Below are 24,297 nucleotides of genomic sequence, written 5' to 3'. Positions count from 1 at the left end.
GGCGTACGGCAAGTGAGGCTCGGCGTCCCCGCGCGACACAGCCAGGAGGGTTTTGCTAGCCGCGCTTACTCGCCCCAGCGCCGTTGCAACTGGTGCGGCACGCCAAGCTGGTCGAGGATGCGCGCCACCACGAAGTCGACCAGGTCGGCGATGCTTTGCGGCTGGTGGTAGAAGCCGGGGTTGGGCGGCAGTACCACCACGCCCAGGCGCGCCAGCTTGAGCATGTTCTCCAGGTGCAATGCCGAGAACGGCGCTTCGCGCGGCACCACGATCAGCGTCTTGCGTTCCTTGATCATCACGTCGGCGGCGCGCTCCAGCAGGTTGTCCGAGTTGCCGTGCGCGATGGCGGCCAGCGCGCCCATGGTGCACGGCACCACCACCATGCCGTCACCCGGGTTGGAGCCGGACGCCATCGGTGCGAACCATTCCTGTTGTCCCCACACCTTGAGGCGGGCGGCGTCCACCTGGAACTGCTCGCGCAGCAGCTCGCCCAGCGCTTCGGCGCGGCCGGGCCAGGTGACGCCCAATTCCTCGCGCGCGACGATCTGCGCAGCCTGGGTGTACAGCACGTGCACGGTGCAGCCGGCGGCCAGCAGGCATTCCAGGGTACGCAGTCCGTAGACCAGACCGGAGGCGCCGGTAAAGGCGACGGTGATGGTTTTCATGGGGATTCCTTTTTCAACAACCGCGCCACGATCAGGCCGTTGACCAGCCCGAACAGCAACGCGGCGACGGCGAACAACGGCGCCAGCCGCCATAGTCCTTCGTGCGGGATCAGCCACCAGCGGGCCAGCAGCAGCTGGCCGGCGATATGGGCAAAGGCGGCCAGCACCGAGATGCCGACCGGGCCGAACCAGCGTCGCGGCAGGTGTCGGGCCAGCACCAGCATGCCGAGGCTGGCAAGGCCGCCAGCTACGCTGAGGGCGAAGCCCGGCGAGAACAGTCCGCCCAGCGCCAGCGAGGCGCCGAAGATGCGCAGCAGGGCGACCCAGGCGGCCTCCGCCCAGCCGTGGCGCCACAGCACCAGCAGTACCACGATGTTGGCCAGGCCGGGCTTGATGCCGGGTACCGGCGTCGGGATCGCGGCCTCCATCACCGACAGTGCGATGGCGATGGCGGCGTAGCCGGCGATGCGCCGGTCGGCGGCGTCGATCGGCGGCGGTTCAGTAGCCGAGTGCATCGTAGGCGTCGGTGCGCCCGACCAGGGCGATGGCGGTGTGGTTGGGCAGGCAGATGGCGCTCTCGCCGGCGCGGGCCAGCCAGCCGCTTTGCACGCAGTACTGGCGCGGGCCGGGGTCGGCGGCGACCCTGGCGCGGCCGCGGTCGATCTCGACGCGGGTGATGCCGAGCGGGCCGGGCACGTCGAGCCGACGGTGGGCCGCGAGGTCGATCTCGGCGTAGATCCGGCCATTGCTGTAGACGCGTACCCGCGTCGCGGCGGGCTGCTGCCAGTTCCACCAGAACAGCCATCCGGCCAGCAGCGCGCCCAGGCCCAGGATCAGCCAGTCGCCGGGCCGTACCGCCTCGATCATCGATGCGGCGGTGTGGCCAGTTCGGGCCGCTCGCGGTGGCGGACCAGCACCTGGCGGTTGACGGCGAAATGGCGCGCCAGCTGCTCCGCCAGGTAGACCGAGCGATGCTGGCCGCCGGTGCAGCCGATGGCCACGGTGACGTAGCTGCGGTGGTCGCGCTCGAATTCGGGCAGCCAGCGTTCCAGGAAGCCCAGCACGTGGGTCAGGTATTTGCCGACCATCTCCTCGCGCTCCAGGAAGGTGATCACGGGCTGGTCGCGGCCGGTGAGCGGGCGCAGTTCGGGGTCGTAGTGCGGGTTGGGCAGGCAGCGCGCGTCGAACACGAAGTCGGCGTCGAGCGGGATGCCCTGCTTGAAGCCGAACGATTCGAAGATCAGCGTCAGCCGCGAGCGGTCGAGCGCGACGAAGTCGCGCAGCCACGAGCGCAACTGCGAGGCGGACAGGTCGGTGGTGTCGATGCGGTGCGCCAGCGACGAGAAGTATTCGAGCATCTCGCGTTCCAGCGCGATGGCTTCGAACACGGTCAACTCGCCCGAGGCCAGCGGATGGCTGCGGCGGGTTTCCGAGAAGCGCTTCACCAGCGTTTCGGTCTTGGCTTCCAGGAACAGCAGCCGCACGTCCAGGTTCAGCTCGAACAGCGCGTCCAGATGCTCGGGGAACGAGACGAAACTGTGGGCGCTGCGCACGTCGATACCGATGGCGACGCGCGGATAGCCGTCCTCGTCGAGCAGCGCCACGCTTTGCGGCAGCAGCGGCGAGGGCAGGTTGTCGATGCAGAAGTAGCCCAGGTCCTCCAGCGCCTTGAGCGCCACGCTCTTGCCGGCGCCGGACAGACCGGAAAGCAGGACGACCTGTTGGCGTTTGTGCGTCATTCGCCCATTTCCATGAAACGTTGGTGGCGTTCGATGAACTCGCGGGTGGAGTCGATGCCGCGCAGTTGCAGGATGTAGTTGCGCACGGCGGCCTCGACCAGCACGGCGAGGTTGCGGCCGGCGGCCACGGGGATCACCAGCTTGCGGATCGGCACGCCGAGGATTTCCTGGGTGGCGGCCTGCATCTGCAGGCGGTCGATCGGCGCCAGGGTTTCGCCGCTGGCCTTGGCCAGGTGGATGATCAGCTTGAGGGTTTTCTTCGGCCGCACCGCCGTTTCGCCGAAGATGGTGCGGATGTTCAGCACGCCGATCCCGCGCACTTCGAGGAAGTCGCGCAGCATCGGTGGGCAGCGGCCTTCCAGGGTTTCGGGGTTGGTGCGGTAGACCTCGACCACGTCGTCGGCTACCAGGCCGTGGCCGCGCGAGATCAGTTCCAGCGCCAGTTCGCTCTTGCCCATTGATGACTCGCCGGTCAGCAGCACGCCCACTTCCAGCACGTCGAGGAATACCCCGTGCAGGTGGGTGGAGACCGCCAGCGCTTTCGACAGGTAGTAGCGCAGCACGTCCATCAGGTACGGCGACTGCTCCGGCGAGGTGAGCAGCGGAACGTGGTAGCGCTCGGCGGCTTCCTTGAGCGCGTCGGGCACCGGCTGGCTGTTGGCGACGATCATCGCCGCCATCTCGTTGGCGAACAGGCGCTCGACCGACTCCTTCTGCGCGTCGGCCGACAGGCCCTGGAAGTAATTGACCTCGGCGATGCCCAGGACCTGCACCCGGTTGGGGTGGATGAAGTTCAGGTGACCGACCAGCGCGAGCTTGGGCTTCTGCTCGCTGGCGTCGTTGGTGAGCAGGCTGTTGGCGCCCGATTGCCCGGCGACCCAGGTGAGCCGGAGTTTCTCGGCGTTGTCGATGAAGAGCTGGCGTACGGTGATCTGCGGCATCGCGTGTAGTCGGAACCTGTTCGAGGGCCGGCGTCATCGCCGGGTGGCGTGTGCTGAACGGTACCACACTTGCCGGGACAGCCCGCGGCGCCTGCGCCCCTGGCCTGGGCGCGGGCCGGGCTCGCTCACAGCGCCGAGTACGGCTCCCAGCTGGTGATGAGCTTCCAGGTGGCCGCCGTGTCTTCGCTGGCGGCGAGTTGGTCGCGTATGGTTTTGTCCGAGAACAGTTGGGCCAGTTCGGACAGGATCTGCAAATGCAGGTCGGTGGCGTTGGCGGGCACCAGCAGCACGAAGATCAACGAGACCGGCTTGCCGTCGGGCGCGTCGAACGGAATGGGGGTTTTCAGCCGCACGAAGGCGCCGGTGGCTTCCTTCAGGCCCTTGATCCGGCCGTGCGGGATCGCCACGCCCTGGCCCAGACCGGTGGAACCGAGCTTTTCGCGGGCGAACAGGCTGTCGAAGATCACGCTGCGCGCGATGCCGTGGCTGTTCTCGAACAGGATGCCCACCTGCTCGAAAACGCGCTTCTTGCTGCCGACGTCCATCTCCAGGAAAACGTTCGAACTGGGCAAGATCTTGGATATCAGGCTCATTCTGGTGGAGGCCCTCGAAATGACGCGGCTATTGTAGCCCTGTGGGCGGGCAAACGAAAAACGGGAACCCTCCGGTTCCCGTTTCTGTGCACAGCGAGCGGGTTATTCCGCGACAGCCTGGTGCTTGATGCTTTCGCCACGATGATCCATCAGCTTTTCCTTGTGCTTGACGATCTGGCGATCCAGCTTGTCGCTGAGCAGGTCGATGGCGGCGTACATATCCTCGTCGATGGCTTCGACATGGATGTCACGACCGCGTACATGCACGGTAGCCTCAATTTTATGCTGCAGCTTCTCCACCGAGAGGATCACGCCTACGTCGATCACGGAATCGAAGTGGCGTGTAATACGTTCCACCTTGTTGGTGACGTATTCGCGAATTGCCGGGGTTATTTCCAGGTGATGTCCGCTGAGTTTGAGGTTCATAAGTCTGCTCCTTCTGCGTTGATCCCCGCGTGACGTGGTGCCGCCGAGGAAGCGACGCCCACCCTACAGGGTTTTGCGCTGATTGACGGGGGCGATCTGCATCGCTTCCCGGTACTTGGCAACGGTTCGCCGCGCAACCACGATCCCTTGCCTCGACAGCGTCTCGGCGAGCGCGCTGTCTGAAAGCGGCTTGTTCTTGTCCTCGTTCTGGATCAGCTGTTTGATGATGGCCTTGATCGCCGTCGCCGAGCATTCACCGCCGGCTTCGGTTTCGACGTGGCTGCCGAAGAAGTACTTGAATTCGAAGAGTCCCCTTGGACTATGCAGATACTTTTGGCTCGTTACCCGCGAAATCGTCGATTCGTGCAGTTCGAGCTCTTCGGCGATGTCGCGCAGCACCATCGGCCGCATCGCCACCTCGCCGTGTTCAAAGAACGCATGTTGCCGCGCCACGATCGCCTCGGCGACTCGCAGGATGGTGTCGAAACGCTGTTGCACGCTCTTCACCAGCCAGCGGGCCTCCTGTAGTTCCCGCGCCAGCACCCCACCTTCGCTACGTTGCAGGATATCGGCGTACATCCGGTTCACCCTGAAACGCGGTCGTGCCGCTTCGTTCAACCTTGCCCGCCACTTGCCCCGCGCCTTGTAGACGATCACATCGGGGATCACGTAGCGGGGTGTCAGCGCCGCCCATCTGGCCGCCGGCCGGGGGTTCAATCCCACGATCAGCGTGTTGGCCGCCTTGAGCTGCGCGTCGTCGCACTTGAGTGCTTTCTTGAGCCTAGTGTAGTCACGCGCCGCGAGTAAATCGAGATGCCCCTCGACCAATTGCAGCGCCAGTTGACGGATGTCATCCGCCGGCAGCTGGCGCAGTTGCATTGCCAGTGCCTCGGCCATATCTCGCGCTCCGACACCTATCGGTTCGAACTGCTTGATCCGGGCCAGCGCCACCGACAGGTCCTCCAGTTCGAGGCCGGTCTCGGCGATGAGTTCCTCGGGCAGCTGCGCGAAGATCTCTTCCAGCGGTTGGGTGAGGAAGCCGTCGTCGTCGAGGGCGTCGATCAGCAGGCCCAGCACCGCGCGGTCCAGCGCGGGCAGCGGCAGCAGTCCGGCCTGTTCCAGCAGGTGTTCGCGCAGCGTCAGCTCGCGGGCGGTATTGGAGGCCGGGTCGAAATCGTCGTCGTCGCCTTGCCCGCCACTGCCACCGCCGGAACCGTTGCCCCAGTTCCAGTCGTCGCCTTCGGCGCCGTATTCGCTGCCGCTGTCGTCGCCGGTCGATTCGGCTGGGGCGTCACCCTCGCCGTCGCCTGGGCCTTCGCCGCGATCCTCGCCGGGTTCCAGCAAGGGGTTTTCGATCAGGTAGCGTTCGATCTCCTGGCGGAATTCGAGTGTGGAGAGTTGCAGCAGCTTGATCGACTGCTGCAATTGCGGGGTGAGGTTGAGCTGCTGCGACAGCTTGAGCTGAAGAGACTGCTTCATCGCGCGCGGAAGGGGAGGAGGGGTCGGGAGCGCATCAGGTCACATGCGGAAGTGTTCGCCCAGGTAGACCTTGCGGACCTGTTCGTTGCTGATGATCTCGGAGGGGTGGCCGGACGCCATCACCGCGCCGTCGGAGATGATGTACGCGCGGTCGCAGATGCCCAGGGTCTCCCGCACGTTGTGATCGGTGATCAACACGCCGATGCCGCGCTCCTTGAGGAAGGCGATGATGCGCTGGATGTCCATCACCGCGATCGGATCGACCCCGGCGAACGGTTCGTCGAGCAGGATGAAGCGCGGGTCGGCGGCCAGCGCCCGGGCGATCTCGGCGCGACGCCGCTCGCCGCCGGACAGCGACATCGCGCCGCTGTCGCGCAGGTGGGCGATGTGCAGCTCGTGCAGCAGTTCCTCCAGCCGCGCGTTGCGTTTTTCCTCGTTGCGCTCGTGCAGTTCCAGCACGGCCATGATGTTCTGGGCCACGGTCATCTTGCGGAAGATCGACGCTTCCTGCGGCAGGTAGCCCAGGCCCAGTTGCGCGCGCTGGTGCATCGGCATCTGGCCGATGTCGCGCTCGTCCAGCGAGATGGCGCCGCCGTCCTTGGCGACCAGGCCGACGATCATGTAGAAGCTGGTGGTCTTGCCTGCGCCATTGGGGCCGAGCAGGCCGACCACTTCGCCGGCTTCGACTTCCAGCGATACGTCGCGCACCACGGTGCGCTTCTTGTATCGCTTCATCAGTCCGGTGGCGGAAAGCCGGCTGGTCTGGCTCATTGGGCTTCCTTCTTCTTCGGCTGGATGGTGATGTTGACGCGGCCGGGCTTGCCGCCGCTGGTGCCGCCCTGCGCCTCGTAGGTTTCGGTGTTGAGGTTGTAGATGATCACGTCGCCGATCACTTCGTCGCCGGTATCGCGGCGCACCCACGCCTTGTCCATCAGCTTGAGGATGCCCGCCTTGCCGTCGTAGTCGAAGCGCTGCGACTTGGCCATCACCCATTCGCCGGCGTCCATGCGCTGCTTGAAGTCGACCGGGTTGCCGTTGCCGGTGGCGAACTGGTTGCCTTCCGGGTCCTGGCGCACGGTCAGGTAGGCGGATTTCAGGGTCATGGTGCCCTGGGTGACGATCACGTTGCCGGTATAGGTGCCGAGCGATTGCTTCTGGTCGTAGGTGGCACGGTCCGCCTCGATGTTCATCGGCTTTTCCCGGTCGGCCGTCTCGGCCTGAGCGGTGCCGGCGATCAGGCCGAGGACGGTGAGGCTAAGGGCGAGGCGGTACATAGGTCGTGCTCACTTTGGATTTCAACAGGAGAGTGCCGGCGTTCATGTCGGCTTCGAAGCCCACGCCGCTGCCGCGGTAGGGCCCCATGGTGGCGGTGACGGGCGCGTCGGACCAGGCGCGACGGGTGTCGGTGGTCATCCAGACTTCCTTGCCGTGCACCACGAGTTCGGATTGATCGCCCACCGGGTCGCGGGTGACGGTGACTTCGCGGGGGAACCAGACGCGCTTGGTGTTCTGCAAACCCTGCGCCAGGGTGGTCACGGCGCGCATGGTCGGTTGATCCGCCTCGGTGTAGGTGAGGTGCGGGTTGTCGAACCAGGTGCTGTTGTCGTTGGGATAGTGGCGGCTGCGCTCGGCTTCCACCTTGAGCAGCGGCTGGCCGGTTTCGCTGAAGCGCATCGCGTCGATGTCTTCCAGCACCAGATCCGGCTCGCCCGAGCGCAGGTGCGGCGGCAGGTCGGGCAGGCGGGCGGCTTCGTTCAGCAGCCACACCAGCATGCCGAGCACGATCAGCAGGGCGAACGGCAGGAATTTGGAAGACCAGCGCATCCCGGTTCCTCAGCGCAGGTAGGGGGCCATTGCGGCGTCCCAGGTGCCCTGGACCCGCATGATGGCTTCGCACACTTCGCGCACCGCGCCGTGGCCGCCGGCGCGGGTCGGCACGTAGTGCGAGTGGTCCAGCACGATCTGCGGCGCCTCGGGCACGCTGGCGGCGAAGGCCACGCGGCGCATCACCGGCAGGTCCACCACGTCGTCGCCCATGTAGCCGCAATCGGCGGCGGTGACGCCGGCGGCGGTGAGCAGCGCTTCGAAGGTGGCCAGCTTGTCGTGCGCGCCCTGGTACAGGTAGTCGATGCCGAGGTTGGCGGCGCGATGTTCCAGCAGGCGCGAGGTGCGGCCGGTGATGATGGCCAGCTTCACGCCGGTGCCCTGCAACATCTTCAGGCCGTGTCCGTCCAGCGAATGGAAGGCTTTCAGTTCCTCGCCGCTGTCGGTGTAGTAGAGGCCGCCGTCGGTCATGACGCCGTCCACGTCGAAAATCATCAGGCGCACGGCGCGCGCGTGGTCAATCATCGGGATTCCTTGGTGTGGGGTGGATTCATCGCCTTGCTTCGCTCAGTGGTCGGTCTGTTGTAGTTGGGGTCGAAGGGATGATCCGATCGGTGCAACCTTTTACACCACGCGGGCGCGCAGCAGGTCGTGCATGTTCACTGCGCCGACCAGCCGGCCTTGCCGGGTGACCAGCAGGCCGTTGCAGCGGCGCTTCTCCATCAGTGCGACGGCTTCCACCGCCAGTTGGTCGGCGTCGATCGTGGCCGGGGAATGGGTCATGACATCGCCCACGCGGGTGGCGTGGACATCGATGCCGCGGTCGAGCGCGCGGCGCAGGTCGCCGTCGGTGAAGATGCCGGCCAGCGCGCCGTCCTGGTCGAGCACGGCGGTCATGCCCAGGCCCTTGCGACTGATCTCCAGCAGCGCGTCGCGCAGCGACACGTCGGCATCCACCGCCGGCACCTGGTCGTCGGCATGCATCAGGTCGCTCACCCGCACCAGCAGGCGGCGCCCCAGGCTGCCGCCCGGATGCGACAGCGCGAAATCCTCGGCCTTGAAGCCGCGCGCGTCCAGCAGCGCCACGGCCAGCGCGTCGCCCAGCGCCAACGCGGCGGTGGTGCTGGCGGTGGGGGCCAGGTTCAAGGGGCAGGCTTCCTGCTCGACGCTGCCGTCGAGCCAGACGTCGGCCTCGCGGGCCAGGGTGGAGTTGCCGTTGCCGGTGATGGCGATCAGCGGCACGCCCAGGCGCTTCAGGCTGGGCAGCAGCGCCACCAGCTCGTCGCTTTCGCCCGAATACGACAGCGCCAGCACCACGTCGTTGCCGGTGATCATGCCCAGGTCGCCGTGCGCGGCTTCGGCAGGGTGGACGAACAGGGCGGGGGTGCCGGTCGAGGCGAAGGTGGCGGCGATCTTGCGGGCGACGTGGCCCGACTTGCCCATACCCGACACGGCGACGCGGCCGCTGGCGGCCAGGATCAGGGCGCAGGCGCGATCGAAACGCTGGTCCAGTTGCCCGGCCAGCCGCGCGATCGCCTTCGATTCGATATCGAGCACGTGGCGGGCGCGCGCCACGGCCTTGGAGTGATCTGGATTTGCCATAGCCGGCAAGTATAAGAGAGCGGCGCGCGCGGCCGCTAGCAAGAACCGATCCTGCGGTAGTAAACCCGCCCGCTTCGCCACGCCGGCAATGCGGTGTCGCGGTGCTTGAGGCCGGTCAGCCGGGGCCGGGGGCGTTCCCTTATAATCGAAGCGCTCCCACGCCACGGCCCTTCCATGTCCGATCCTCTTTCCTCGCTGTTGCTGCTGCTCACCGCGGCGGTCCTGATGGTGGTGATCTGTCGTAGCGCCAAGCTGCCGGCGATGTTCGGCTATCTGCTGGTCGGCATGCTGATCGGGCCGCACGCGCTGGCGCTGATCGCCTCGTCGGACGAGGCCACCCACCTCGCGGAGTTCGGCGTGGTGTTCCTGATGTTCACCCTGGGGCTGGAATTCAATCTCGCCAAGCTCAACGCGATGCGCCGCATCGTGTTCGGGCTGGGTGCCAGCCAGGTGGTCACCACTGCCTTGCTGGTTTGCGCCGGCGCGCTGCTCGGGGGCTACGACTGGAAGGTGGGGCTGGCGCTGGGCGGCGCGTTGGCGATGTCGTCCACCGCCATGGTGTCCAAGCTGCTGACCGAGCGCGCCGAGCTGAACGCGCCGCATGGCCAGAACGCCATCGGCATCCTGTTGTTCCAGGATCTGGCGGTGGTGCCGCTGCTGATCATGCTGCCGGTGCTGGGCCGGCCCGGCGAAGAGATGCTGTGGGCGCTGGGGCTGGCGGCGGTCAAGATCATCTGTGTGCTGGTGCTGCTGCTCAATCTGGGGCAGCGGCTGATGCGCCCCTGGTTCAACCTGGTGGCCAAGCAGCGCTCCAGCGAGCTGTTCATGCTGAACGTGCTGCTGGTGACGCTGGGCATCGCCTGGCTGACCGAGCTGGCCGGGCTGTCGCTGGCGCTGGGGGCGTTCCTGGCCGGCATGCTGATCGCCGAGACGGAGTACCGCTATCAGGTGGAGGACGACATCCGCCCGTTCCGCGATCTGCTGCTGGGGCTGTTCTTCGTCACCGTCGGCATGAACCTCGACTTTTCCACGCTGGCCAGCCAATGGTGGCTGGTGCTGCTGACGTTGCTGTTCCTGCTGCCGGGCAAGGTGCTGCTGATCGCCCTGCTGGCGCGCCTGTTCGGCAACCAGCCCGGCCCGGCGCTGCGCACCGGCTTCGCGCTGGGGCAGGGCGGCGAGTTCGCCTTCGTGCTGCTGGCGCTGGTGTCCGGCGCCGGCCTGATGCCGGCCGGGCTCAACCAGGTGATGATCGCCAGCGTGGTGCTGTCGATGCTGGCGACGCCGTTCGTGTTGCAGTACTCCGACAAGCTGGTGCTGCGCTTCGTCGCGTCGGAGTGGATGAGCATGGCGGCCAGCCTGCACCAGATCGCCGTGCGCACCATGGAAAGCCAGGGGCACGTGGTGCTGTGCGGCTACGGCCGCAGCGGCCAGAGCCTGGCGCGCCTGCTCAATCAGGAGGACATCCCGTTCTTCGCGCTGGACCTGGATCCGGAGAAGGTGCGCGAGGCCGGCGCGGCGGGTGAATCGGTGGTGTTCGGCGATGCCGCCAAGCGCGAGGTGCTGATGGCCGCCGGCCTGATGCGGGCCCGGGCGCTGGTGGTGACCTACGCCGATACCCATTCCGCGTTGAAGATCCTGGATCTGGTGCACAAGCTGCGCCCCGAACTGCCGGTGATCGTGCGCACCCACGACGACACCGACATCGACACCCTCAAGGCCGCCGGTGCGGCCGAGGTGGTGGCGGAAATCCTGGAAGGCAGCCTGATGCTGGCGTCGCACACGCTGATGATGCTGGGCGTGCCGCTCAATCGCGTGCTCAAGCGCATCCGCAGCGTGCGCGAGGCGCGCTACCAGATGTTCCGCGGCTTCTTCCGCGGTACGGTGGAGGATCAGGACGACAGCGACCGCCCGCTGCCGCGGCTGCATACCGTGCTGCTGGTGAGCGGCTCGGCAGCCATCGACAAGCCGATCGAGGCGCTGGATCTGGCCGGGCTGCATGTCGAAGTGAAGAGCCTGCGCCGCAAGAACATGCGGCCGATGCAGCCCGCCGCCGATTTCGTGCTGAACGAGGGCGACGTGCTGGTATTGCTGGGCGAGCCGGAAGGGCTGGCCGCCGCCGAGATGCTGCTGCTCCAGGGCAACTGAGGCACCGTCGCCTCACACATGAAAAAGCCCCGTCGCGACGGGGCTTTTTCAATGGCTGCTGCGCGGCTCAGGGCTGGCGGAAGGTCGGTCGCTTGCCGATCTTCACCGGCAGGGTCAGTTCGCGGCCATCGCGGAACAGGCGGATATCCACCTGCTGGTCCGGCTTGAGCGCGGCGATCAGGTTGAGCATCGCCAGTGTGTCGCCGACCTCCTGGCCGCCGATGGCCAGGACGATGTCGCCCGGCTTGAGGCCGGCGGTGTCGGCCGGGCTGCCGCGTACCACGCCCGCCACCAGGGCGCCGCGCGCCTGCTTCAGCTTGAACGAGCTGGCCAGTTCCTCGGTGACGTCCTGCGGCTCGACGCCCAGCCAGCCGCGCACCACGCTGCCTTCCTTGATCAGCGCTTCCATCACCTGCTTCACCGAGCTGGCCGGAATGGCGAAGCCGATGCCCAGCGAGCCGCCGGTACGCGAGTAGATGGCGGTGTTGATGCCCAGCAGGTCGCCGTGGGCGTCGATCAGCGCGCCGCCGGAGTTGCCGGGGTTGATCGCTGCATCGGTCTGGATGAAGTTCTCGAAGGTGTTGATGCCGAGCTGGGTGCGCTTGGTGGCCGAGATGATGCCCATGGTCACCGTCTGGCCGACGCCGAACGGGTTGCCGATCGCCAGCACCACGTCGCCGATCTCGGCGCGGCTGTCGTCGGCGAACGCCACCGTCGGCAGGTTGGGCAGTTCGATACGGATCACCGCCAGATCGGTTTCGGGATCGGTGCCGATCAGCCTGGCCTCGGCGGTGCGGCCATCGGCCAGCGCCACTTGGATCTCGTCGGCCGATTCGACCACGTGGTTGTTGGTGACGATATAACCGTCGTGCGACACGATCACGCCCGAACCCAGGCTGGAGGTGCGTTGCGCCTCGTCGCCGTCCAGGCGGTCGTCGAAGAAGCGGCGGAACGCCGGATCGTTCAGCAACGGGTGGCTGAGCTTGGTTTCCTTGGCGGTATAGATGTTTACCACCGCCGGCATCGCGCGGTGCGCCGCGCCGCGGTACGACGCCATGCCGCTGGCGGACGCGCTCTGGGGTTCGCTGCTCTTGACGGTGACCACTTCCTGCGGCGGCGCGGTGCGGCCGGGCAGCCAGTCGGGATGGAGTAAAGCCACCAGAAACCATACGGCAAGCCCGACCGTGGTGGTTTGTGCGAAAATCAACCAGAGTTTTTTCATGTGGTCGAAAGCAATGGCCGTAGCCAGAGAGCAACTAACCGATTATATCGGACAACTTCTACAGATAGACCGCTTCAAGGACTACTGCCCCAACGGCCTGCAAGTCGAGGGCCGGCGCGAGATCACCCGCCTGGCAACCGCCGTGACCGCCAGCCTGGCGGCGGTGGAAGGCGCGGTGGCCGCCGGCGCCGATGCGCTGCTGGTTCACCATGGTTACTTCTGGAAGAACGAAAGCGCGCCGGTGGTCGGCACCAAGAAGGCGCGCATCGGCACTTTGCTGGCCCATGACATCAACCTGCTGGCCTACCACCTGCCGCTCGATGCGCACGAAACGCTGGGCAACAACGCCCAGTTGGCGCAGCGCCTGGATCTGGTGGCCGACGGCCGTTGCGGCGACCAGGATCTGGTCTGGCTCGGCGCGCCGGCCGCGCCGCTGACGCTGGGCGAATTCGCCGCCCATGCCGCCGAGGCGCTCGAACGACAACCATTGGTGATCGGTGACACTGGGCGGACGCTGCGCCGTGTGGCATGGTGCACGGGCGGCGCGCAGGGCTATTTCCACGAGTTGGCGACCCACGACATCGATTGCTTCGTCACCGGCGAGGCATCGGAATTCGTCACCCATCTGGCGCGCGAATCCGGCGTGGCCTTCGTCGCCGCCGGCCACCATGCCACCGAACGCTACGGCGTGCGGGCGCTGGGCGCGCATCTTGCCGAGCGTTTCGCGCTCGATCTCGTTCACCTGGACATCGACAACCCCGTATGACGACAGCCTACAAGCTCATGACGGTCGCGCTGGCCGGCATCCTGCTATCCGCCTGCGGCACGGTGCCGCCTTCGTCCGGCAAGCCGGCGCCGGCCGGCCCCACCGGCAGCGCGCCGGCCACGCCCGGCGACACCACCGAACCGCCACTGGCGGAAACCGAGATCCAGCAGCTCAAGACCGTGCCGACGGTATTGATCGAGGGGCGCACCGCCGAGGCCATCCTCGACGACATCGAGCAATACCGCACCTCGCGCGGGATGACCGTCGCGGCGCGCAGCAAGACCCGCATCGAGTTCGTCGCCGGCATCGTCAAGGCCAAGCGCCCCACGCAGGCGCGCATCCGCTATGTGTTGGTGCCGGTCAAGAACGGCTTCAACCTGTCGGCGCGGGTGTTCCAGGTGAGTTATCCGGGCACCGGGCGCGAGAAGGTGGCCGACATCACCGCCGAAGTGGCCGACCGCCTGGGCACTGAGCTGACGCGTTATACCCAGTCCGGCGGCGCCTGGCGCTGACTGTTTCCTTCGGGGGCCGCGATGCGGCCCTTTTGCTGGGTAGCGTGCGGCCTGATGCAACCTTGACGAAACGGCTACTCCAGCCCGAAGTGCTCGTGTTAGGGGGCCGTAGCGCGAGACATAGCGTCCGGCTTTCAGTTCCCCGCATGCTCGGTTAGAATTCGCCAGTTTTAGCCAGAACTTCCATCTTCAGGGATTGGATCAATGAGTGACCAGCAGGTTGATAACAGCAAACGGCGCTTCTTGCTCGTTGCGGCGAGCGGCGCGGGTGCCGTGGCCGTGGCCGGCGTGGCGACGCCGTTCATTGCAAGCTTCTTCCCTTCCGAGCGCGCCAAGGCCGCCGGTGCCCCGGCCGAAGTGAACATCAGTAAGCTCGAGCCCGGCCAGAAAATCGACGTCGAGTGGCGCGGCAAACCGGTATGGGTGGTCAAACGCACCCCCGAGATGGTCGCCAACCTGCCGAAGAACGACCCCAAGCTGGTCGATCCGCAATCGAAGTCCAGCGACCAGCCCGCCTACTGCCAGAACGAAGGCCGCTCCCGCAAGCCGGACATCTGGGTTGCCGTCGGCGTCTGTACCCACTTGGGCTGTTCGCCGACCTTCCGTCCCGAACTGGCCCCGGCCGACCTGGGCCCGGAATGGCTGGGCGGCTTCTATTGCCCCTGTCATGGCTCGAAGTTCGATCTGGCTGGTCGCGTGTTCTCCGGCGTGCCCGCGCCGACCAACCTCGTCATCCCGCCGCACAAGTTCTTCGGCGATGGCGATTCCATGCTGCTGATCGGCGAAGACCAGTAAGAGGCTGAACCATGAGCAAACTACAAAATGTCGGCCAACAGGTTCTCGACTGGGTCGATGACCGTTTCCCGCTGACCGCCACCTGGAAGGCACACGTCTCCGAATACTACGCACCGAAGAACTTCAACTTCTGGTACTTCTTCGGTTCGCTGGCCTTGCTGGTGCTGGTGATCCAGATCGTCACCGGCATCTTCCTGACGATGAACTACAAGCCGGACGGCTCGCTGATCCCGGGCACCAATGTCTCGGTCGCGTTCGCCTCGGTCGAGTACATCATGCGCGACGTGGCGGGCGGCTGGATCATCCGCTACATGCACTCCACCGGCGCCTCGATGTTCTTCGTCGTGGTCTACCTGCACATGTTCCGCGGCCTGATCTACGGCTCGTACCAGAAGCCGCGCGAGCTGGTGTGGGTGTTCGGCACGCTGGTGTTCCTGATCCTGATGGCCGAAGCCTTCCTGGGCTACCTGCTGCCGTGGGGCCAGATGTCGTTCTGGGGCGCCCAGGTGATCGTGAACCTGTTCGCGTCGATCCCGGTGATCGGCCCGGATCTGTCGGTGTTCATCCGCGGCGACTTCGTCGTATCCGACGCCACGCTGAACCGCTTCTTCGCGCTGCACGTGATCGCCGTGCCGCTGGTGCTGCTGGCCCTGGTGGTCGCCCACCTGGTGGCGCTGCACGAAGTGGGTTCCAACAACCCGGACGGCGTCGAGATCAAGAAGCTTAAAGATCCGAAGACCGGCATCCCGCTCGACGGCATCCCGTTCCACCCGTACTACACGGTGAAGGACATCCTGGGCGTGGCCGTCTTCCTGGTGGTGTTCTCGCTGGTGGTGTTCTTCTTCCCCAATGTGTTCGGCTACTTCCTCGAAGACAACAACTTCATCCCGGCCGATCCGCTGAAGACCCCGCCGCACATTGCGCCGGTGTGGTACTTCACGCCGTTCTACGCCATCCTGCGCGCCGTGCCGTCGTTCCTCGGCACCCAGGTGTGGGGGGTGTTGGCGATGGGCGCCGCCGTGGTGGTGATCGCCTTCCTGCCGTGGCTGGATCGCAGCCCGGTCAAGTCGATCCGCTATCGCGGTCCGATCTACAAGACCGCGCTGGTGCTGTTCATCATCGCCTTCATCGGCCTGGGCATCCTGGGCGCGCTGCCGCCGACCAACCTGCGCACTATCGTGTCGCAGATCCTGTCGGTGGTGTACTTCGCGTTCTTCTTCGGCATGCCCTGGTACAGCAAGATGGACAAGACGCTGCCGGTGCCCGAGCGCGTGACCGATTCCACGCTGGGGCGCCAGATGCGCTTCCTCGCCCTGTTCGCGCTGACGCTGGTGTTGTCCGCCGTGTTCGCCTGGGTGATCTGAGAGGGAATGGCATGAAATCCAATATCAAGAAATGGCTGGCGGCCGCCTCGCTCGCCCTCGCACCGCTGGCAGCCCTGGCCTCCGAAGGCGGCGTGCACCTGGACCGCGCACCCAACCTGCTGCGCGACCCGGTGTCGCTGCAACGCGGCGCCCAGACCTTCGCCAACTACTGCCTGTCCTGTCACGGTGCGCTGTCGATGCGCTACAACCGCCTGCAGGACCTGGGCCTGAGCGAAGCGCAGATCAAGGCCAACCTGATGTTCGCCGCCGACAAGATCGGCGAGCCCATGCGCGTGTCGATGGCCGCCGCCGACGGCAAGGCCTGGTTCGGCGCCACGCCGCCCGACCTGTCGGTGATCGCCCGCGCCCGTGGCGCGGACTGGCTCTACACCTACCTGCGCACCTTCTACCGCGATGATTCCCGCCCCACCGGCTGGAACAACCTGGTGTTCGACAAGGTGGGCATGCCGCACGTGCTGTGGGAGCTGCAAGGCCAGCAGGTGCCGGTCTACGAGACGGTGAAGAACCACGAGACTGGCAAGGAAGAGCAGCATCTGACGTCGCTCAAGCTGGAAAAGCCCGGCCTGCTGACCCGCGTCGCCGACGATGGCGGTTTCGACCAGACCGAGTACAACACCCGCGTCGCCGAGCTGGTCAACTACCTGGTCTACATGGGCGAACCGGCCAAGGTGAAGCGCGAACAGATCGGCTACGCCGTGCTGTTGTTCCTGCTGTTCATCCTGGTGCCGATCAGCTACTTCCTGAAGAAGGAATACTGGCGCGACGTGCACTGAGCACGCGAGGGCAAGGCAAAAAGGGCGCGACAGCGCCCTTTTTGCTTGTCGGCTTGATGGTTGTTTTTCTTTTTAAAATCATTGACTTGTGGTGCTTTTTCTGGCCTGAGGCACCCCGCGGCTGGTAGAATCGCGGCCATCGCAATTCCCGAGTTTGACAACGGAGACCGTCACCCATGATGAAACTGTATTCCGGCACTTCCTGCCCGTTCAGCCATCGCTGCCGCATCGTACTGTTCGAAAAGGGCATGGATTTCGAGATCATCGATGTCGACGTGCACAGCAAGCCCGAAGACCTGGCGGTGATGAACCCGTACAACGAAGTGCCGGTACTGGTGGAGCGCGATCTGCAACTGTACGAGTCGAACATCATCAACGAGTACATCGACGAGCGCTTCCCGCACCCGCAACTGATGCCGGCCGACCCGGTGATGCGGGCCCGCGCGCGCCTGATGCTGTTCAACTTCGAGCGCGAGCTGTTCGTGCACATGCGCACGCTGGAGGACAGCAGCGCCAACAAGAAGGCGCTGGAAGCCGCGCGCACCACCATCCGCGACAACCTGACCCAGCTCGCCCCGCTGTTCGCCAAGCAGAAGTACATGCTGGGCGAGGAGTTCTCGATGCTGGACGTCGCCATCGCCCCGTTGCTGTGGCGCTTCGACCACTACGGCATCGAAGTGACCAAGGCGCTGGCGCCGGTGATGAAGTACGGCGAGCGCCTGTTCAGCCGCCAGGCCTTCATCGATTCGCTGACCCCGAACGAAAAGGCCATGCGCAAGTAAGCGCCGCGGCAAGACCCATCCGGCCCGCGTCCGGCCCATTTGCCGGGCCGAACGCGCCGTCCGCGTTTCGCGGGCGTGGCCGGCGTGCTTCACTGGGTCTTGCCGGCGACTTCCTGCGGCCGGAAAGATCGCGGGCGCGCCCGGCGCCGCCCGTTTCTTTCCTCAGTCTTCTCGGAGGAAACCCATGCAGTCCGTCTCGACCAAGCCTTATCTGATCCGGGCCATCCACGAGTGGTGCTCCGATCACGGCTTCACGCCTTATCTGGTGGTGGCCGTGCGCGGCAAGATGCAAGTGCCGATGGAATACGTGAAGAACGGCGAGATCGTTCTCAACATCAGCTACAACGCCACCCGCAGCCTGACACTGGGCAACGACTACATCACCTTCTCGGCGCGCTTCAACGGCGTGTCGCGCGAGATCGCCATCCCCGTCGGCGCGGTGGTGTCGATCTTCTCCCGCGAGAACGGCGAGGGCATGGGCTTCGAATACGAAGGCGTGCCCGACGAGCTGGTGGACAACGCGCCGGTGGCGGCGGACGAACCCAGCGCCGCGGCCTCCGACAAGGGGCCGGACGACGAGCCGCCGCGTCCCAGCGGGCGACCGCAACTGCGCGTGGTGAAGTAGCCCGCGCGGCCCCGACAAAAAACCCGCGACAGGTCGCGGGTTTTTTGTTGTCGCTGGCCGGGATCAGGCGCGGCGCTTCATCACCGCCGCGAAGAACCCGTCGGTGTTGTGGCGCGCCGGGTCCAGCTGCAGATAGGGGCCGTCGAGCGGCAGTTCGATCTTTTCCGCCGCCAGCACCTCGCGCGCGTCGAGCAGTTCGAAGTCGGGATGCGCGGCGAGGAACGCCTCGACGATCTGCTGGTTCTCGCTCGCCAGCACGCTGCACGTGGCGTAGACCAGCCGGCCGTTCGCCTTGGTCAGCCGTGCCGCCGACGCCAGGATGCTGGCCTGCTTGGCGTTCAACTCGGCCACGCTGGCGGCGCTCTGGCGGTATTTAAGATCCGGATTGCGCCGCAGCGTGCCCAGGCCGGAACACGGCGCATCGACCAGCACCGCATCCATCTTGCCCGCCAGGCGCTTGATCTTCTGGTCGTGCTCGCTGGCGATCAGCTGCGGCTGCACGTTGGACAGCCCCGAGCGCGCCAGGCGCGGCTTGAGGTTGGCCAGGCGCTTTTCCGAGATGTCGAAGGCGTACAGGCGCCCGGTGGAATTCATCATCGCGCCCAGCGCCAGCGTCTTGCCGCCCGCGCCGGCGCAGAAGTCCGCGATCATCTGGCCGCGGCGCGCCCCGGTCAGCAGCGCCAGCAACTGGCTGCCCTCGTCCTGCACCTCGAAACCGCCGGACAGGAACAGCGGATGACGATTGAGCGCCGGCTTGCCGGCCACGCGCACGCCCCACGGCGAGTACGGCGTCGGCGTCACCGCGAACTCGCCGCCGCTCAGTGCTTCCAGCAGCGCGTCGCGGCGGGTCTTGAGGGTGTTGGCGCGCAGGTCGAGCGGCGCCGCCTGCAGCATGGCCGTGCCCAGCGCCAGGATCTCGTCGTCGCTGCGGCCTTCGGCCGTCAGCGCGGTCGCCACCCATTCCGGCAGGCCGGCGCGCACGTGCAGCGGCGCTTCCGACCAGTCGGTGGCCTTCCACTTGCGTGCCAGTTCCAGCTGTTCCTCGTTGAACAGGCTGGCCAGTTCCTTCAGGTTGCGCTTCTCGATCGCGGCCAGGTAGCAGATCAGCCACAGCCGTGCGCCGGCGTAGGGGCCGGCGACCCATTCCAGGCGCGGCAGGTGGCGCAGCAGGCCGAACACCGTCTCGGCGATCACCGCGCGGTCGCGCGCGCCCAGCTTGCGTTCCTCGCGGAACAGCCGCGACAGGCAGACGTCGGCCGGCGCGGTGAAGGGAAGGATCTGTTCGAGCGCATCGAGGATGCCGTGGTACTGGGTGGGTGTGATCATGATTAACCGTTCAATGACTGTGCCGGGCGGCGCCCGGCGGGGAACTCAATGGGGCCCGCGGTCCTGCTGGCCGGACAACGCCGGCCGCAGCACGACCGTGTCCTCCAGCCGCATGCTGCTGGCCCAGATATCGTAGCTGGTGCCGTCGTTGCCCAGGCGGGCCTGCATCCGCACCGGCATGTTGTGCCACTTGGGCGCCAGCCAGAAGTCGAACTCCCGATCCTGGAAGGTGCCGCGCAGCAGCAGCACGTCCACCTGCTGGTCGCCCACCCGCAGCGTGCTCTCGCCGCGGATCGAGAACTGCACGTCCGGGTAGGACTTGCGGCCGCTGAACAGGGTGAAGGTCGGATTCTGCAACCGCGAACCCTGCATCGCCAACTGGAACGCGGCGGAGAACAAATCCTGGTCGCCCGGCCGGAGCGGCACTTCCTTCTGCTCGCCCTTGTCGTTGAGCGTGGCGACCGGCTTATCCCAATCGAAGGTGGCCTCGCTGCGCATCTTGCCGTCGCGCAATTCGGTATAGCGATCCGGGCGCAGTCCGTCGCGGGTGACATGGCCGACGCTGCGCAGCTCGCGGGTGCGGCCCAGCAGCGAGCCCTTCAGGCTGACCTCGTAGCGGCCATGCTCCACGTGCCAGGTCAGCGTGGCCGGCACCGGGCCGTACATGTAGACGATTTCCGCGTTGCGCGGGAAGCCCTTGGCCAGCTTGGCGCCGTCCTGCGGGGCGGACGCGGGGCGTGCGGTCGGTGTGGGCGACGGGGCGGTTGCTTGCGCGATGGCCTGCGATGCGGCCAGCGCGGCCGGTGCCGACGCCAGCTGCGTCGCCGGTGCGGAGGCGGCCGGGGTCGCAGGAGTCGGCATTGGCGTCGGGATCGGCGTAGGCCGTGGCGTGGCGCTCGGTGCCGGCGTGGTCATGGGTGTTGGCGCCGGTGTCGGCTGCGCAGTCGGCGTGGGCGCCTGCGCGACGTTACGCTTGGGCGGCGGCGGCAGGCCCAGCGATACCACCAGCTGCTCGGCGGGCTTCACGCCTTCCAGCTCGGGCGGCAGCAACAGATCGTCGAACGAGGTTTCGGCCAGGTGCTGCGTCGCCTTGCGCAGCGGCGTGCTTTCGCCGCGCGTGGTGCTATTGCTGGCCAGCAGGTAGAGGGTGTCGCCGAGGATGCCGAACAGATGCACCAGCACCGACAGCAGCAGCGCCACCCAGAGCCAACGGCGAACCGCGAGGCGAGCACGCCAGTCGGTCATCGGGCGGGTCAGCCCTGCGCCACGCGGACGCGGCCCTGGTCGATGCTGAGGCGGCCCTGCGCGAACAGCCGCACCGCTTCAGGGTACAGCCGGTGTTCTTCCTTGAGCACCCGTGCCGCCAGCGTGTCGGCGCTGTCGTCCTCCAGCACCGGCACCACCGCCTGGGCGATGATCGGACCGTGGTCCAGCTCGGCGGTGACGAAATGCACGGTGCAGCCGGCGAACTTCACGCCTTCGGCCAGTGCGCGCTCGTGGGTGTGCAGGCCGGTGAAGGCCGGCAGCAGCGACGGATGGATGTTCACCAGCCGCCCGGCGTAGTGGTTGACGAAGCCGGGGGTGAGGATGCGCATGAAGCCGGCCAGCACCACCAGATCGGGTGCGTAACCGTCGATCAGCTGCGCCAGCGCGGCGTCGAACGCCTCGCGGCCGTCGAATGCCTTGTGGTCGAGCACGGCGGTGGCGATGCCGCGCTCCGCCGCCCAGGCGAGCCCGCCGGCGTCGGCGCGATTGGCGATCACCGCCGCGATGCGCGCCTCGGGAATCGCCGCTTCGACGATGGCCTGCATGTTGCTGCCGCGGCCGGAGATCAGGATGACGATATTTTTCATGGGAAAACCGGGAAGGGAGAAGAGGGAAGGGGGAAGAGTGACGACCGAAGCGCCGGTCGTTGTGTCGGGAGCGATGCTTTACACTCTTCCCTCTTCTCCCTTCTCCCTTCCCCAGGAGCTTTACGCGATCTGCGTCTGGTGTTCGTCGCCGTTGCGTTCGCGCACCGCGCCCAGGCGGTAGACGGTCTCGCCCTCGGCGGCGAGCAGCGCGGTGGCGCGCTCGGCGTGCTCGGCGGCGACGATCAGCACCATGCCCACGCCACAGTTGAAGGTGCGGTGCATCTCGGCGGTGGCGACGTTGCCTTCCCTTTGCAGCCACTGGAACAGCTTGGGGAAGGTCCAGCTGTTGGCGTCGATCTGCGCCACCACGTTGTCCGGCAGCACGCGCGGCACGTTCTCGGTGATGCCGCCGCCGGTGATGTGGGCCATGCCCTTGACCGGCAGTTCGGCCATCAGCTTCAGCAGCGGCTTCACGTAGATGCGGGTGGGCGCCATCACCACGTCGGCCAGCGAGCGGCCGCCGTCGAATTCGGCGGAGTAATCGGCATCGGTCAGATGCAGGATCTTGCGCACCAGGCTGTAGCCGTTGGAGTGCGCGCCGTTCGAGGCCAGGCCCAGCACCGCGTCGCCCGGGCGGATGTCGGCGCCGGTGATCACCTGGCTCTTTTCCACCACGCCGACGGCGAAGCCGGCCAGATCGTATTCGCCCTGCGGGTACATGCCCGGCATCTCGGCGGTTTCGCCGCCGATCAGCGCGCAGCCCGCCAGCTCACAGCCGTGGGCGATGCCGCGGATCACTTCGGTGGCGGTGTCCACGTCGAGCTTGCCGCAGGCGAAGTAGTCGAGGAAGAACAGCGGCTCGGCGCCCTGCACCAGAATGTCGTTCACGCTCATCGCCACCAGATCCTGGCCTACCGTGTCGTGGCGGTTCAGCTCGAACGCCAGCTTGAGCTTGGTGCCGACGCCGTCGGTGCCGGAGACCAGGACCGGCTCCTTGAACTTCTTCGAGATCTCGATCAGACCGCCAAAACCCCCGATGCCGGACAGCACTTCCGGACGCATGGTGCGCTTGGCGAACGGCTTGATGTTTTCGACGAGTTGATCGCCCGCGTCGATGTCGACGCCGGCATCGCGGTAGCTCAGGCTGGTGGGGGTCATGAAGGCCTCGTGGAGTGATGCGTGGCCCGGCGTGGCCGCCGCTGCGTGGCGTGGGCAACTGCTTTGCCGCTAGAATGGCCGGCCGGAATTCACTGAAAGCGCAGTAGTTTACCCGATCCCTCCATGAAACGCCTGATCGCCCGTCGCGCGCGCGTGCGCCGTCCTGCCCGAGCGGCCAGCACCCCGGCGCCGCACCGATGCCCCCGCTGATGCAGCAACTGGTCCTCGACCTGCAACTGCCCGCGCCGCCCAGCTTCGAGGGCTTCGTGCGCGGCGACAACGCCGAGCCGCTGTTCATGCTGGGCGAGTGGCTGGCTGGCGCCGAGGACGTGCGCTTCCTCTACCTGTGGGGCGAGGCCGGCGTCGGCAAGTCGTACCTGCTGGCCGCGGCGGCGGCGCGTTGCGGCGGCACGGTGATCCAGCCGCCCGCCGCGTTGCCGGACACGCTCTCGGGCGACGAGGCGCTGATCGTCGATGGCGTCGATACCCTCGGCGCCGAGCAGCAGATCCGCCTGTTCGACCACTACAACACCCTGCGCGAAGGCCGCGGTCGCCTGCTGGCGAGCGGCCGCCTGCCGCCGATGCTGCTGCCGCTGCGCGACGACCTGACCACCCGCCTGGGCTGGGGCCTGGTCTACCAGCTGAAGGCGCTGTCCGACGCCGACAAGGTGGCCGCGCTGAAACAGCGTGCCGTGGCTTTGGGCTTCGATTTGTCCGACGACGCGGCGGAATACCTGCTGCGCCACGCCACCCGCGACCTGCCCGCGCTCAACGCCGTCCTGGAACGCGCCAACGTGCACGCTTTGTCGCTGCGCCGCCCGGTGACGGTGCCGTTGCTGCGGGAGGTGCTTGGGGTGGGGCGGGAAGAGGGAAAGGCTGGTCGGGAAGAGGGAAGGGGGAAGAGGGAAGGGTAACTGCAACGGCAACTGCAACTACAACGGCTTGGTGGTTTTAGCTTTTGCCCTTCCCCCTTCCCCCTTCCCCCTTCCCCCGAGCCGTAGCCTCGTCACCCTTCCCTGGGGCGCCATGCGCCCCATCCCTCACGGCAGCAACCTCACATTCAGCGCCTGCATCCCCTGCTTGGCGCTCCAGCAATCGTCGCCGCGCTGGTAACGTCCGGCATCGCCGCCGGGCGATACGTTGCTACGCAACTGGCCGCCGGCGGGGTCGCCGTCGTCGTACTGCGCATCCAGCGCGCAGATATAGCGCAGGTCCACACTGTGGCTGTCCACCCCGCCCACCGTCAGGTACAGCGCGTGGGCCTCGGTGTTGTCGGCGCCGCTGCCGGGCGCGGCGCTCCAGTCGCCACCGAACGGCGTGCGCGCGTCGGCGGCGGACAGCATGCCGGTGCGGATCAGCAATGGCACGAAGGCCGCGGCTTCGGCCGGGGTGTAGCGGTTGTCGGCGATGCCGCCGCAATCGGCGGGCGTCACCTGCTCCGGCGGCACGTTGCCGCTGCAGCCGTCGCCGGGATAGCGGCCGTAGCGTTCGAAATAGATATGCATCGCCGCCAGCACCTTGCTGGCGCTGGCCTGGGCGCTCTTGACCCGCGCGCCATCGATCAGGTCGCGCCCCTTGAACGCCAGGCCCAGGATCAGGCCGACGATGACCATCACCGTGGCCAGCTCGACCAGGGTGAAGCCGCGTTGCGAAACGGTTTGTCTCATGATTGCTCCGTCGGGAAGG

28 protein-coding genes are annotated in these 24,297 nt (G+C 66.7%); 9 read left to right on the top strand and 19 right to left on the bottom strand.

Annotated features, from left to right (window positions below; all coding sequences use genetic code 11):
- Window positions 1-65: 65 nt before the first annotated feature.
- The 13 genes from C556_RS0102665 to C556_RS0102605 form a co-directional block, all read right to left on the bottom strand.
- Window positions 66-665: a flavin prenyltransferase UbiX gene (locus C556_RS0102665; protein WP_018746683.1), complete on the bottom strand. Its 600-nt coding sequence runs from the start codon at window positions 663-665 to the stop codon at window positions 66-68.
- On the bottom strand, window positions 662-1,180 hold the full coding sequence (locus C556_RS0102660; RefSeq protein WP_018746682.1) for a Gx transporter family protein: 519 nt from the start codon (window positions 1,178-1,180) through the stop codon (window positions 662-664). Before C556_RS0102660 ends, C556_RS0102665 begins: the two co-directional genes overlap by 4 nt.
- Complete coding sequence (locus C556_RS0102655; protein ID WP_018746681.1) at window positions 1,164-1,532, bottom strand: NusG domain II-containing protein; 369 nt, start codon at window positions 1,530-1,532, stop codon at window positions 1,164-1,166. The genes C556_RS0102660 and C556_RS0102655 overlap by 17 nt, the downstream gene beginning before the upstream one ends.
- The gene (rapZ, locus tag C556_RS0102650) at window positions 1,529-2,404 is read right to left on the bottom strand and encodes an RNase adapter RapZ (RefSeq protein WP_018746680.1); all 876 of its coding nucleotides are present in this window, start codon (window positions 2,402-2,404) and stop codon (window positions 1,529-1,531) included. Before rapZ ends, C556_RS0102655 begins: the two co-directional genes overlap by 4 nt.
- Window positions 2,401-3,345 carry an HPr(Ser) kinase/phosphatase gene (gene hprK, locus C556_RS0102645; protein ID WP_018746679.1) on the bottom strand — a complete coding sequence of 315 codons (945 nt, stop codon included), beginning with the start codon at window positions 3,343-3,345 and terminating at the stop codon, window positions 2,401-2,403. Before hprK ends, rapZ begins: the two co-directional genes overlap by 4 nt.
- A 125-nt stretch (window positions 3,346-3,470) precedes the next feature.
- Window positions 3,471-3,938, bottom strand: a complete 468-nt coding sequence (gene ptsN / locus C556_RS0102640) for a PTS IIA-like nitrogen regulatory protein PtsN (RefSeq protein WP_026262747.1) — start codon at window positions 3,936-3,938, stop codon at window positions 3,471-3,473.
- Window positions 3,939-4,040: 102 nt separating this feature from the next.
- On the bottom strand, window positions 4,041-4,364 hold the full coding sequence (hpf, locus tag C556_RS0102635; RefSeq protein WP_018746676.1) for a ribosome hibernation-promoting factor, HPF/YfiA family: 324 nt from the start codon (window positions 4,362-4,364) through the stop codon (window positions 4,041-4,043).
- Between the two features lie 63 nt (window positions 4,365-4,427).
- On the bottom strand, window positions 4,428-5,843 hold the full coding sequence (locus tag C556_RS0102630; RefSeq protein ID WP_018746675.1) for an RNA polymerase factor sigma-54: 1,416 nt from the start codon (window positions 5,841-5,843) through the stop codon (window positions 4,428-4,430).
- A 39-nt stretch (window positions 5,844-5,882) separates the two neighbouring features.
- On the bottom strand, window positions 5,883-6,614 hold the full coding sequence (lptB, locus tag C556_RS0102625; RefSeq protein WP_018746674.1) for an LPS export ABC transporter ATP-binding protein: 732 nt from the start codon (window positions 6,612-6,614) through the stop codon (window positions 5,883-5,885).
- Window positions 6,611-7,117 (bottom strand): lipopolysaccharide transport periplasmic protein LptA, encoded by a 507-nt coding sequence (lptA, locus tag C556_RS0102620; protein WP_018746673.1) that lies wholly within the window; start codon window positions 7,115-7,117, stop codon window positions 6,611-6,613. Before lptA ends, lptB begins: the two co-directional genes overlap by 4 nt.
- A complete protein-coding gene (lptC, locus tag C556_RS0102615) occupies window positions 7,098-7,667 on the bottom strand; it encodes an LPS export ABC transporter periplasmic protein LptC (RefSeq protein ID WP_018746672.1) in 570 nt (189 codons plus the stop codon). Before lptC ends, lptA begins: the two co-directional genes overlap by 20 nt.
- Window positions 7,668-7,676: 9 nt before the next feature.
- Window positions 7,677-8,192, bottom strand: coding sequence for a KdsC family phosphatase (locus tag C556_RS0102610; protein WP_018746671.1), 516 nt, complete (start codon window positions 8,190-8,192; stop codon window positions 7,677-7,679).
- A 99-nt stretch (window positions 8,193-8,291) separates the two neighbouring features.
- A complete protein-coding gene (locus C556_RS0102605; RefSeq protein ID WP_026262746.1) occupies window positions 8,292-9,269 on the bottom strand; it encodes a KpsF/GutQ family sugar-phosphate isomerase in 978 nt (325 codons plus the stop codon).
- A 174-nt stretch (window positions 9,270-9,443) separates the two neighbouring features.
- Here C556_RS0102605 and C556_RS0102600 point away from each other — a divergent pair, with 174 nt between their 5' ends.
- On the top strand, window positions 9,444-11,414 hold the full coding sequence (locus C556_RS0102600; RefSeq protein ID WP_018746669.1) for a monovalent cation:proton antiporter family protein: 1,971 nt from the start codon (window positions 9,444-9,446) through the stop codon (window positions 11,412-11,414).
- Between the two features lie 67 nt (window positions 11,415-11,481).
- Here C556_RS0102600 and C556_RS0102595 read toward each other — a convergent pair whose 3' ends face one another.
- Window positions 11,482-12,573 (bottom strand): Do family serine endopeptidase, encoded by a 1,092-nt coding sequence (locus C556_RS0102595; protein WP_245559208.1) that lies wholly within the window; start codon window positions 12,571-12,573, stop codon window positions 11,482-11,484.
- 76 nt (window positions 12,574-12,649) lie between these two features.
- Here C556_RS0102595 and C556_RS0102590 point away from each other — a divergent pair, with 76 nt between their 5' ends.
- The 7 genes from C556_RS0102590 (at window position 12,650) to C556_RS0102560 (ending at window position 18,274) form a co-directional block, all read left to right on the top strand.
- Complete coding sequence (locus C556_RS0102590) at window positions 12,650-13,402, top strand: Nif3-like dinuclear metal center hexameric protein (RefSeq protein WP_040430206.1); 753 nt, start codon at window positions 12,650-12,652, stop codon at window positions 13,400-13,402.
- Window positions 13,399-13,914: a hypothetical protein gene (locus C556_RS0102585; protein ID WP_018746666.1), complete on the top strand. Its 516-nt coding sequence runs from the start codon at window positions 13,399-13,401 to the stop codon at window positions 13,912-13,914. The genes C556_RS0102590 and C556_RS0102585 overlap by 4 nt, the downstream gene beginning before the upstream one ends.
- A gap of 204 nt (window positions 13,915-14,118) precedes the next feature.
- Complete coding sequence (petA, locus tag C556_RS0102580) at window positions 14,119-14,709, top strand: ubiquinol-cytochrome c reductase iron-sulfur subunit (protein WP_018746665.1); 591 nt, start codon at window positions 14,119-14,121, stop codon at window positions 14,707-14,709.
- Between the two features lie 11 nt (window positions 14,710-14,720).
- The gene (locus tag C556_RS0102575; protein WP_018746664.1) at window positions 14,721-16,073 is read left to right on the top strand and encodes a cytochrome b; all 1,353 of its coding nucleotides are present in this window, start codon (window positions 14,721-14,723) and stop codon (window positions 16,071-16,073) included.
- Between the two features lie 11 nt (window positions 16,074-16,084).
- Window positions 16,085-16,867 (top strand): cytochrome c1, encoded by a 783-nt coding sequence (locus C556_RS0102570; protein ID WP_018746663.1) that lies wholly within the window; start codon window positions 16,085-16,087, stop codon window positions 16,865-16,867.
- 176 nt (window positions 16,868-17,043) lie between these two features.
- Window positions 17,044-17,649 carry a glutathione S-transferase N-terminal domain-containing protein gene (locus tag C556_RS0102565; protein WP_018746662.1) on the top strand — a complete coding sequence of 202 codons (606 nt, stop codon included), beginning with the start codon at window positions 17,044-17,046 and terminating at the stop codon, window positions 17,647-17,649.
- A gap of 184 nt (window positions 17,650-17,833) precedes the next feature.
- Window positions 17,834-18,274 carry a ClpXP protease specificity-enhancing factor gene (locus tag C556_RS0102560; protein WP_018746661.1) on the top strand — a complete coding sequence of 147 codons (441 nt, stop codon included), beginning with the start codon at window positions 17,834-17,836 and terminating at the stop codon, window positions 18,272-18,274.
- A gap of 63 nt (window positions 18,275-18,337) precedes the next feature.
- Here the strand turns inward: C556_RS0102560 and C556_RS0102555 are convergent, their stop codons facing one another.
- The 4 genes from C556_RS0102555 to purM form a co-directional block, all read right to left on the bottom strand.
- Window positions 18,338-19,600, bottom strand: a complete 1,263-nt coding sequence (locus tag C556_RS0102555; RefSeq protein ID WP_018746660.1) for an RsmB/NOP family class I SAM-dependent RNA methyltransferase — start codon at window positions 19,598-19,600, stop codon at window positions 18,338-18,340.
- Between the two features lie 45 nt (window positions 19,601-19,645).
- A complete protein-coding gene (locus C556_RS22710) occupies window positions 19,646-20,845 on the bottom strand; it encodes a DUF3108 domain-containing protein (protein ID WP_018746659.1) in 1,200 nt (399 codons plus the stop codon).
- 8 nt (window positions 20,846-20,853) lie between these two features.
- On the bottom strand, window positions 20,854-21,453 hold the full coding sequence (purN, locus tag C556_RS0102545) for a phosphoribosylglycinamide formyltransferase (protein WP_018746658.1): 600 nt from the start codon (window positions 21,451-21,453) through the stop codon (window positions 20,854-20,856).
- Between the two features lie 120 nt (window positions 21,454-21,573).
- Entirely contained in the window at window positions 21,574-22,611 is a 1,038-nt protein-coding gene (purM, locus tag C556_RS0102540) for a phosphoribosylformylglycinamidine cyclo-ligase (RefSeq protein WP_018746657.1), read from the bottom strand.
- Window positions 22,612-22,808: 197 nt separating this feature from the next.
- Between purM and hda the strand changes: the two genes are divergently transcribed.
- Window positions 22,809-23,525: a DnaA regulatory inactivator Hda gene (gene hda / locus C556_RS19020; protein WP_018746656.1), complete on the top strand. Its 717-nt coding sequence runs from the start codon at window positions 22,809-22,811 to the stop codon at window positions 23,523-23,525.
- A gap of 126 nt (window positions 23,526-23,651) precedes the next feature.
- Here hda and C556_RS21375 read toward each other — a convergent pair whose 3' ends face one another.
- Window positions 23,652-24,278: a type II secretion system protein gene (locus tag C556_RS21375; RefSeq protein WP_018746655.1), complete on the bottom strand. Its 627-nt coding sequence runs from the start codon at window positions 24,276-24,278 to the stop codon at window positions 23,652-23,654.
- Between the last annotated feature and the right edge of the window lie 19 nt (window positions 24,279-24,297).

This window comes from Chitiniphilus shinanonensis DSM 23277, assembly GCF_000374805.1.
Classification (GTDB): domain Bacteria; phylum Pseudomonadota; class Gammaproteobacteria; order Burkholderiales; family Chitinibacteraceae; genus Chitiniphilus; species Chitiniphilus shinanonensis.
Note: the sequence above shows the minus strand (reverse complement) of the source record. Positions and strands in the feature narration are given on the sequence as shown.

Excerpts from the sequence above, each read along its gene's own strand:
- hpf (WP_018746676.1), bottom strand. The coding sequence starts at position 4,364 with ATGAACCTCAAACTCAGCGGACATCACCTGGAAATAACCCCGGCAATT.
- C556_RS0102560 (WP_018746661.1), top strand. The coding sequence starts at position 17,834 with ATGCAGTCCGTCTCGACCAAGCCTTATCTGATCCGGGCCATCCACGAG.
- purM (WP_018746657.1), bottom strand. The coding sequence starts at position 22,611 with ATGACCCCCACCAGCCTGAGCTACCGCGATGCCGGCGTCGACATCGAC.
- petA (WP_018746665.1), top strand. The coding sequence starts at position 14,119 with ATGAGTGACCAGCAGGTTGATAACAGCAAACGGCGCTTCTTGCTCGTT.
- C556_RS0102610 (WP_018746671.1), bottom strand. The coding sequence starts at position 8,192 with ATGATTGACCACGCGCGCGCCGTGCGCCTGATGATTTTCGACGTGGAC.
- hda (WP_018746656.1), top strand. The coding sequence starts at position 22,809 with ATGCCCCCGCTGATGCAGCAACTGGTCCTCGACCTGCAACTGCCCGCG.
- C556_RS0102555 (WP_018746660.1), bottom strand. The coding sequence starts at position 19,600 with ATGATCACACCCACCCAGTACCACGGCATCCTCGATGCGCTCGAACAG.
- C556_RS0102575 (WP_018746664.1), top strand. The coding sequence starts at position 14,721 with ATGAGCAAACTACAAAATGTCGGCCAACAGGTTCTCGACTGGGTCGAT.
- C556_RS0102585 (WP_018746666.1), top strand. The coding sequence starts at position 13,399 with ATGACGACAGCCTACAAGCTCATGACGGTCGCGCTGGCCGGCATCCTG.
- lptC (WP_018746672.1), bottom strand. The coding sequence starts at position 7,667 with ATGCGCTGGTCTTCCAAATTCCTGCCGTTCGCCCTGCTGATCGTGCTC.
- C556_RS0102565 (WP_018746662.1), top strand. The coding sequence starts at position 17,044 with ATGATGAAACTGTATTCCGGCACTTCCTGCCCGTTCAGCCATCGCTGC.
- rapZ (WP_018746680.1), bottom strand. The coding sequence starts at position 2,404 with ATGACGCACAAACGCCAACAGGTCGTCCTGCTTTCCGGTCTGTCCGGC.
- hprK (WP_018746679.1), bottom strand. The coding sequence starts at position 3,345 with ATGCCGCAGATCACCGTACGCCAGCTCTTCATCGACAACGCCGAGAAA.
- C556_RS21375 (WP_018746655.1), bottom strand. The coding sequence starts at position 24,278 with ATGAGACAAACCGTTTCGCAACGCGGCTTCACCCTGGTCGAGCTGGCC.
- C556_RS22710 (WP_018746659.1), bottom strand. The coding sequence starts at position 20,845 with ATGACCGACTGGCGTGCTCGCCTCGCGGTTCGCCGTTGGCTCTGGGTG.
- C556_RS0102665 (WP_018746683.1), bottom strand. The coding sequence starts at position 665 with ATGAAAACCATCACCGTCGCCTTTACCGGCGCCTCCGGTCTGGTCTAC.
- C556_RS0102570 (WP_018746663.1), top strand. The coding sequence starts at position 16,085 with ATGAAATCCAATATCAAGAAATGGCTGGCGGCCGCCTCGCTCGCCCTC.
- C556_RS0102655 (WP_018746681.1), bottom strand. The coding sequence starts at position 1,532 with ATGATCGAGGCGGTACGGCCCGGCGACTGGCTGATCCTGGGCCTGGGC.
- ptsN (WP_026262747.1), bottom strand. The coding sequence starts at position 3,938 with ATGAGCCTGATATCCAAGATCTTGCCCAGTTCGAACGTTTTCCTGGAG.
- lptA (WP_018746673.1), bottom strand. The coding sequence starts at position 7,117 with ATGTACCGCCTCGCCCTTAGCCTCACCGTCCTCGGCCTGATCGCCGGC.
- purN (WP_018746658.1), bottom strand. The coding sequence starts at position 21,453 with ATGAAAAATATCGTCATCCTGATCTCCGGCCGCGGCAGCAACATGCAG.
- C556_RS0102660 (WP_018746682.1), bottom strand. The coding sequence starts at position 1,180 with ATGCACTCGGCTACTGAACCGCCGCCGATCGACGCCGCCGACCGGCGC.
- C556_RS0102590 (WP_040430206.1), top strand. The coding sequence starts at position 12,650 with ATGGCCGTAGCCAGAGAGCAACTAACCGATTATATCGGACAACTTCTA.
- C556_RS0102600 (WP_018746669.1), top strand. The coding sequence starts at position 9,444 with ATGTCCGATCCTCTTTCCTCGCTGTTGCTGCTGCTCACCGCGGCGGTC.
- C556_RS0102605 (WP_026262746.1), bottom strand. The coding sequence starts at position 9,269 with ATGGCAAATCCAGATCACTCCAAGGCCGTGGCGCGCGCCCGCCACGTG.
- lptB (WP_018746674.1), bottom strand. The coding sequence starts at position 6,614 with ATGAGCCAGACCAGCCGGCTTTCCGCCACCGGACTGATGAAGCGATAC.
- C556_RS0102630 (WP_018746675.1), bottom strand. The coding sequence starts at position 5,843 with ATGAAGCAGTCTCTTCAGCTCAAGCTGTCGCAGCAGCTCAACCTCACC.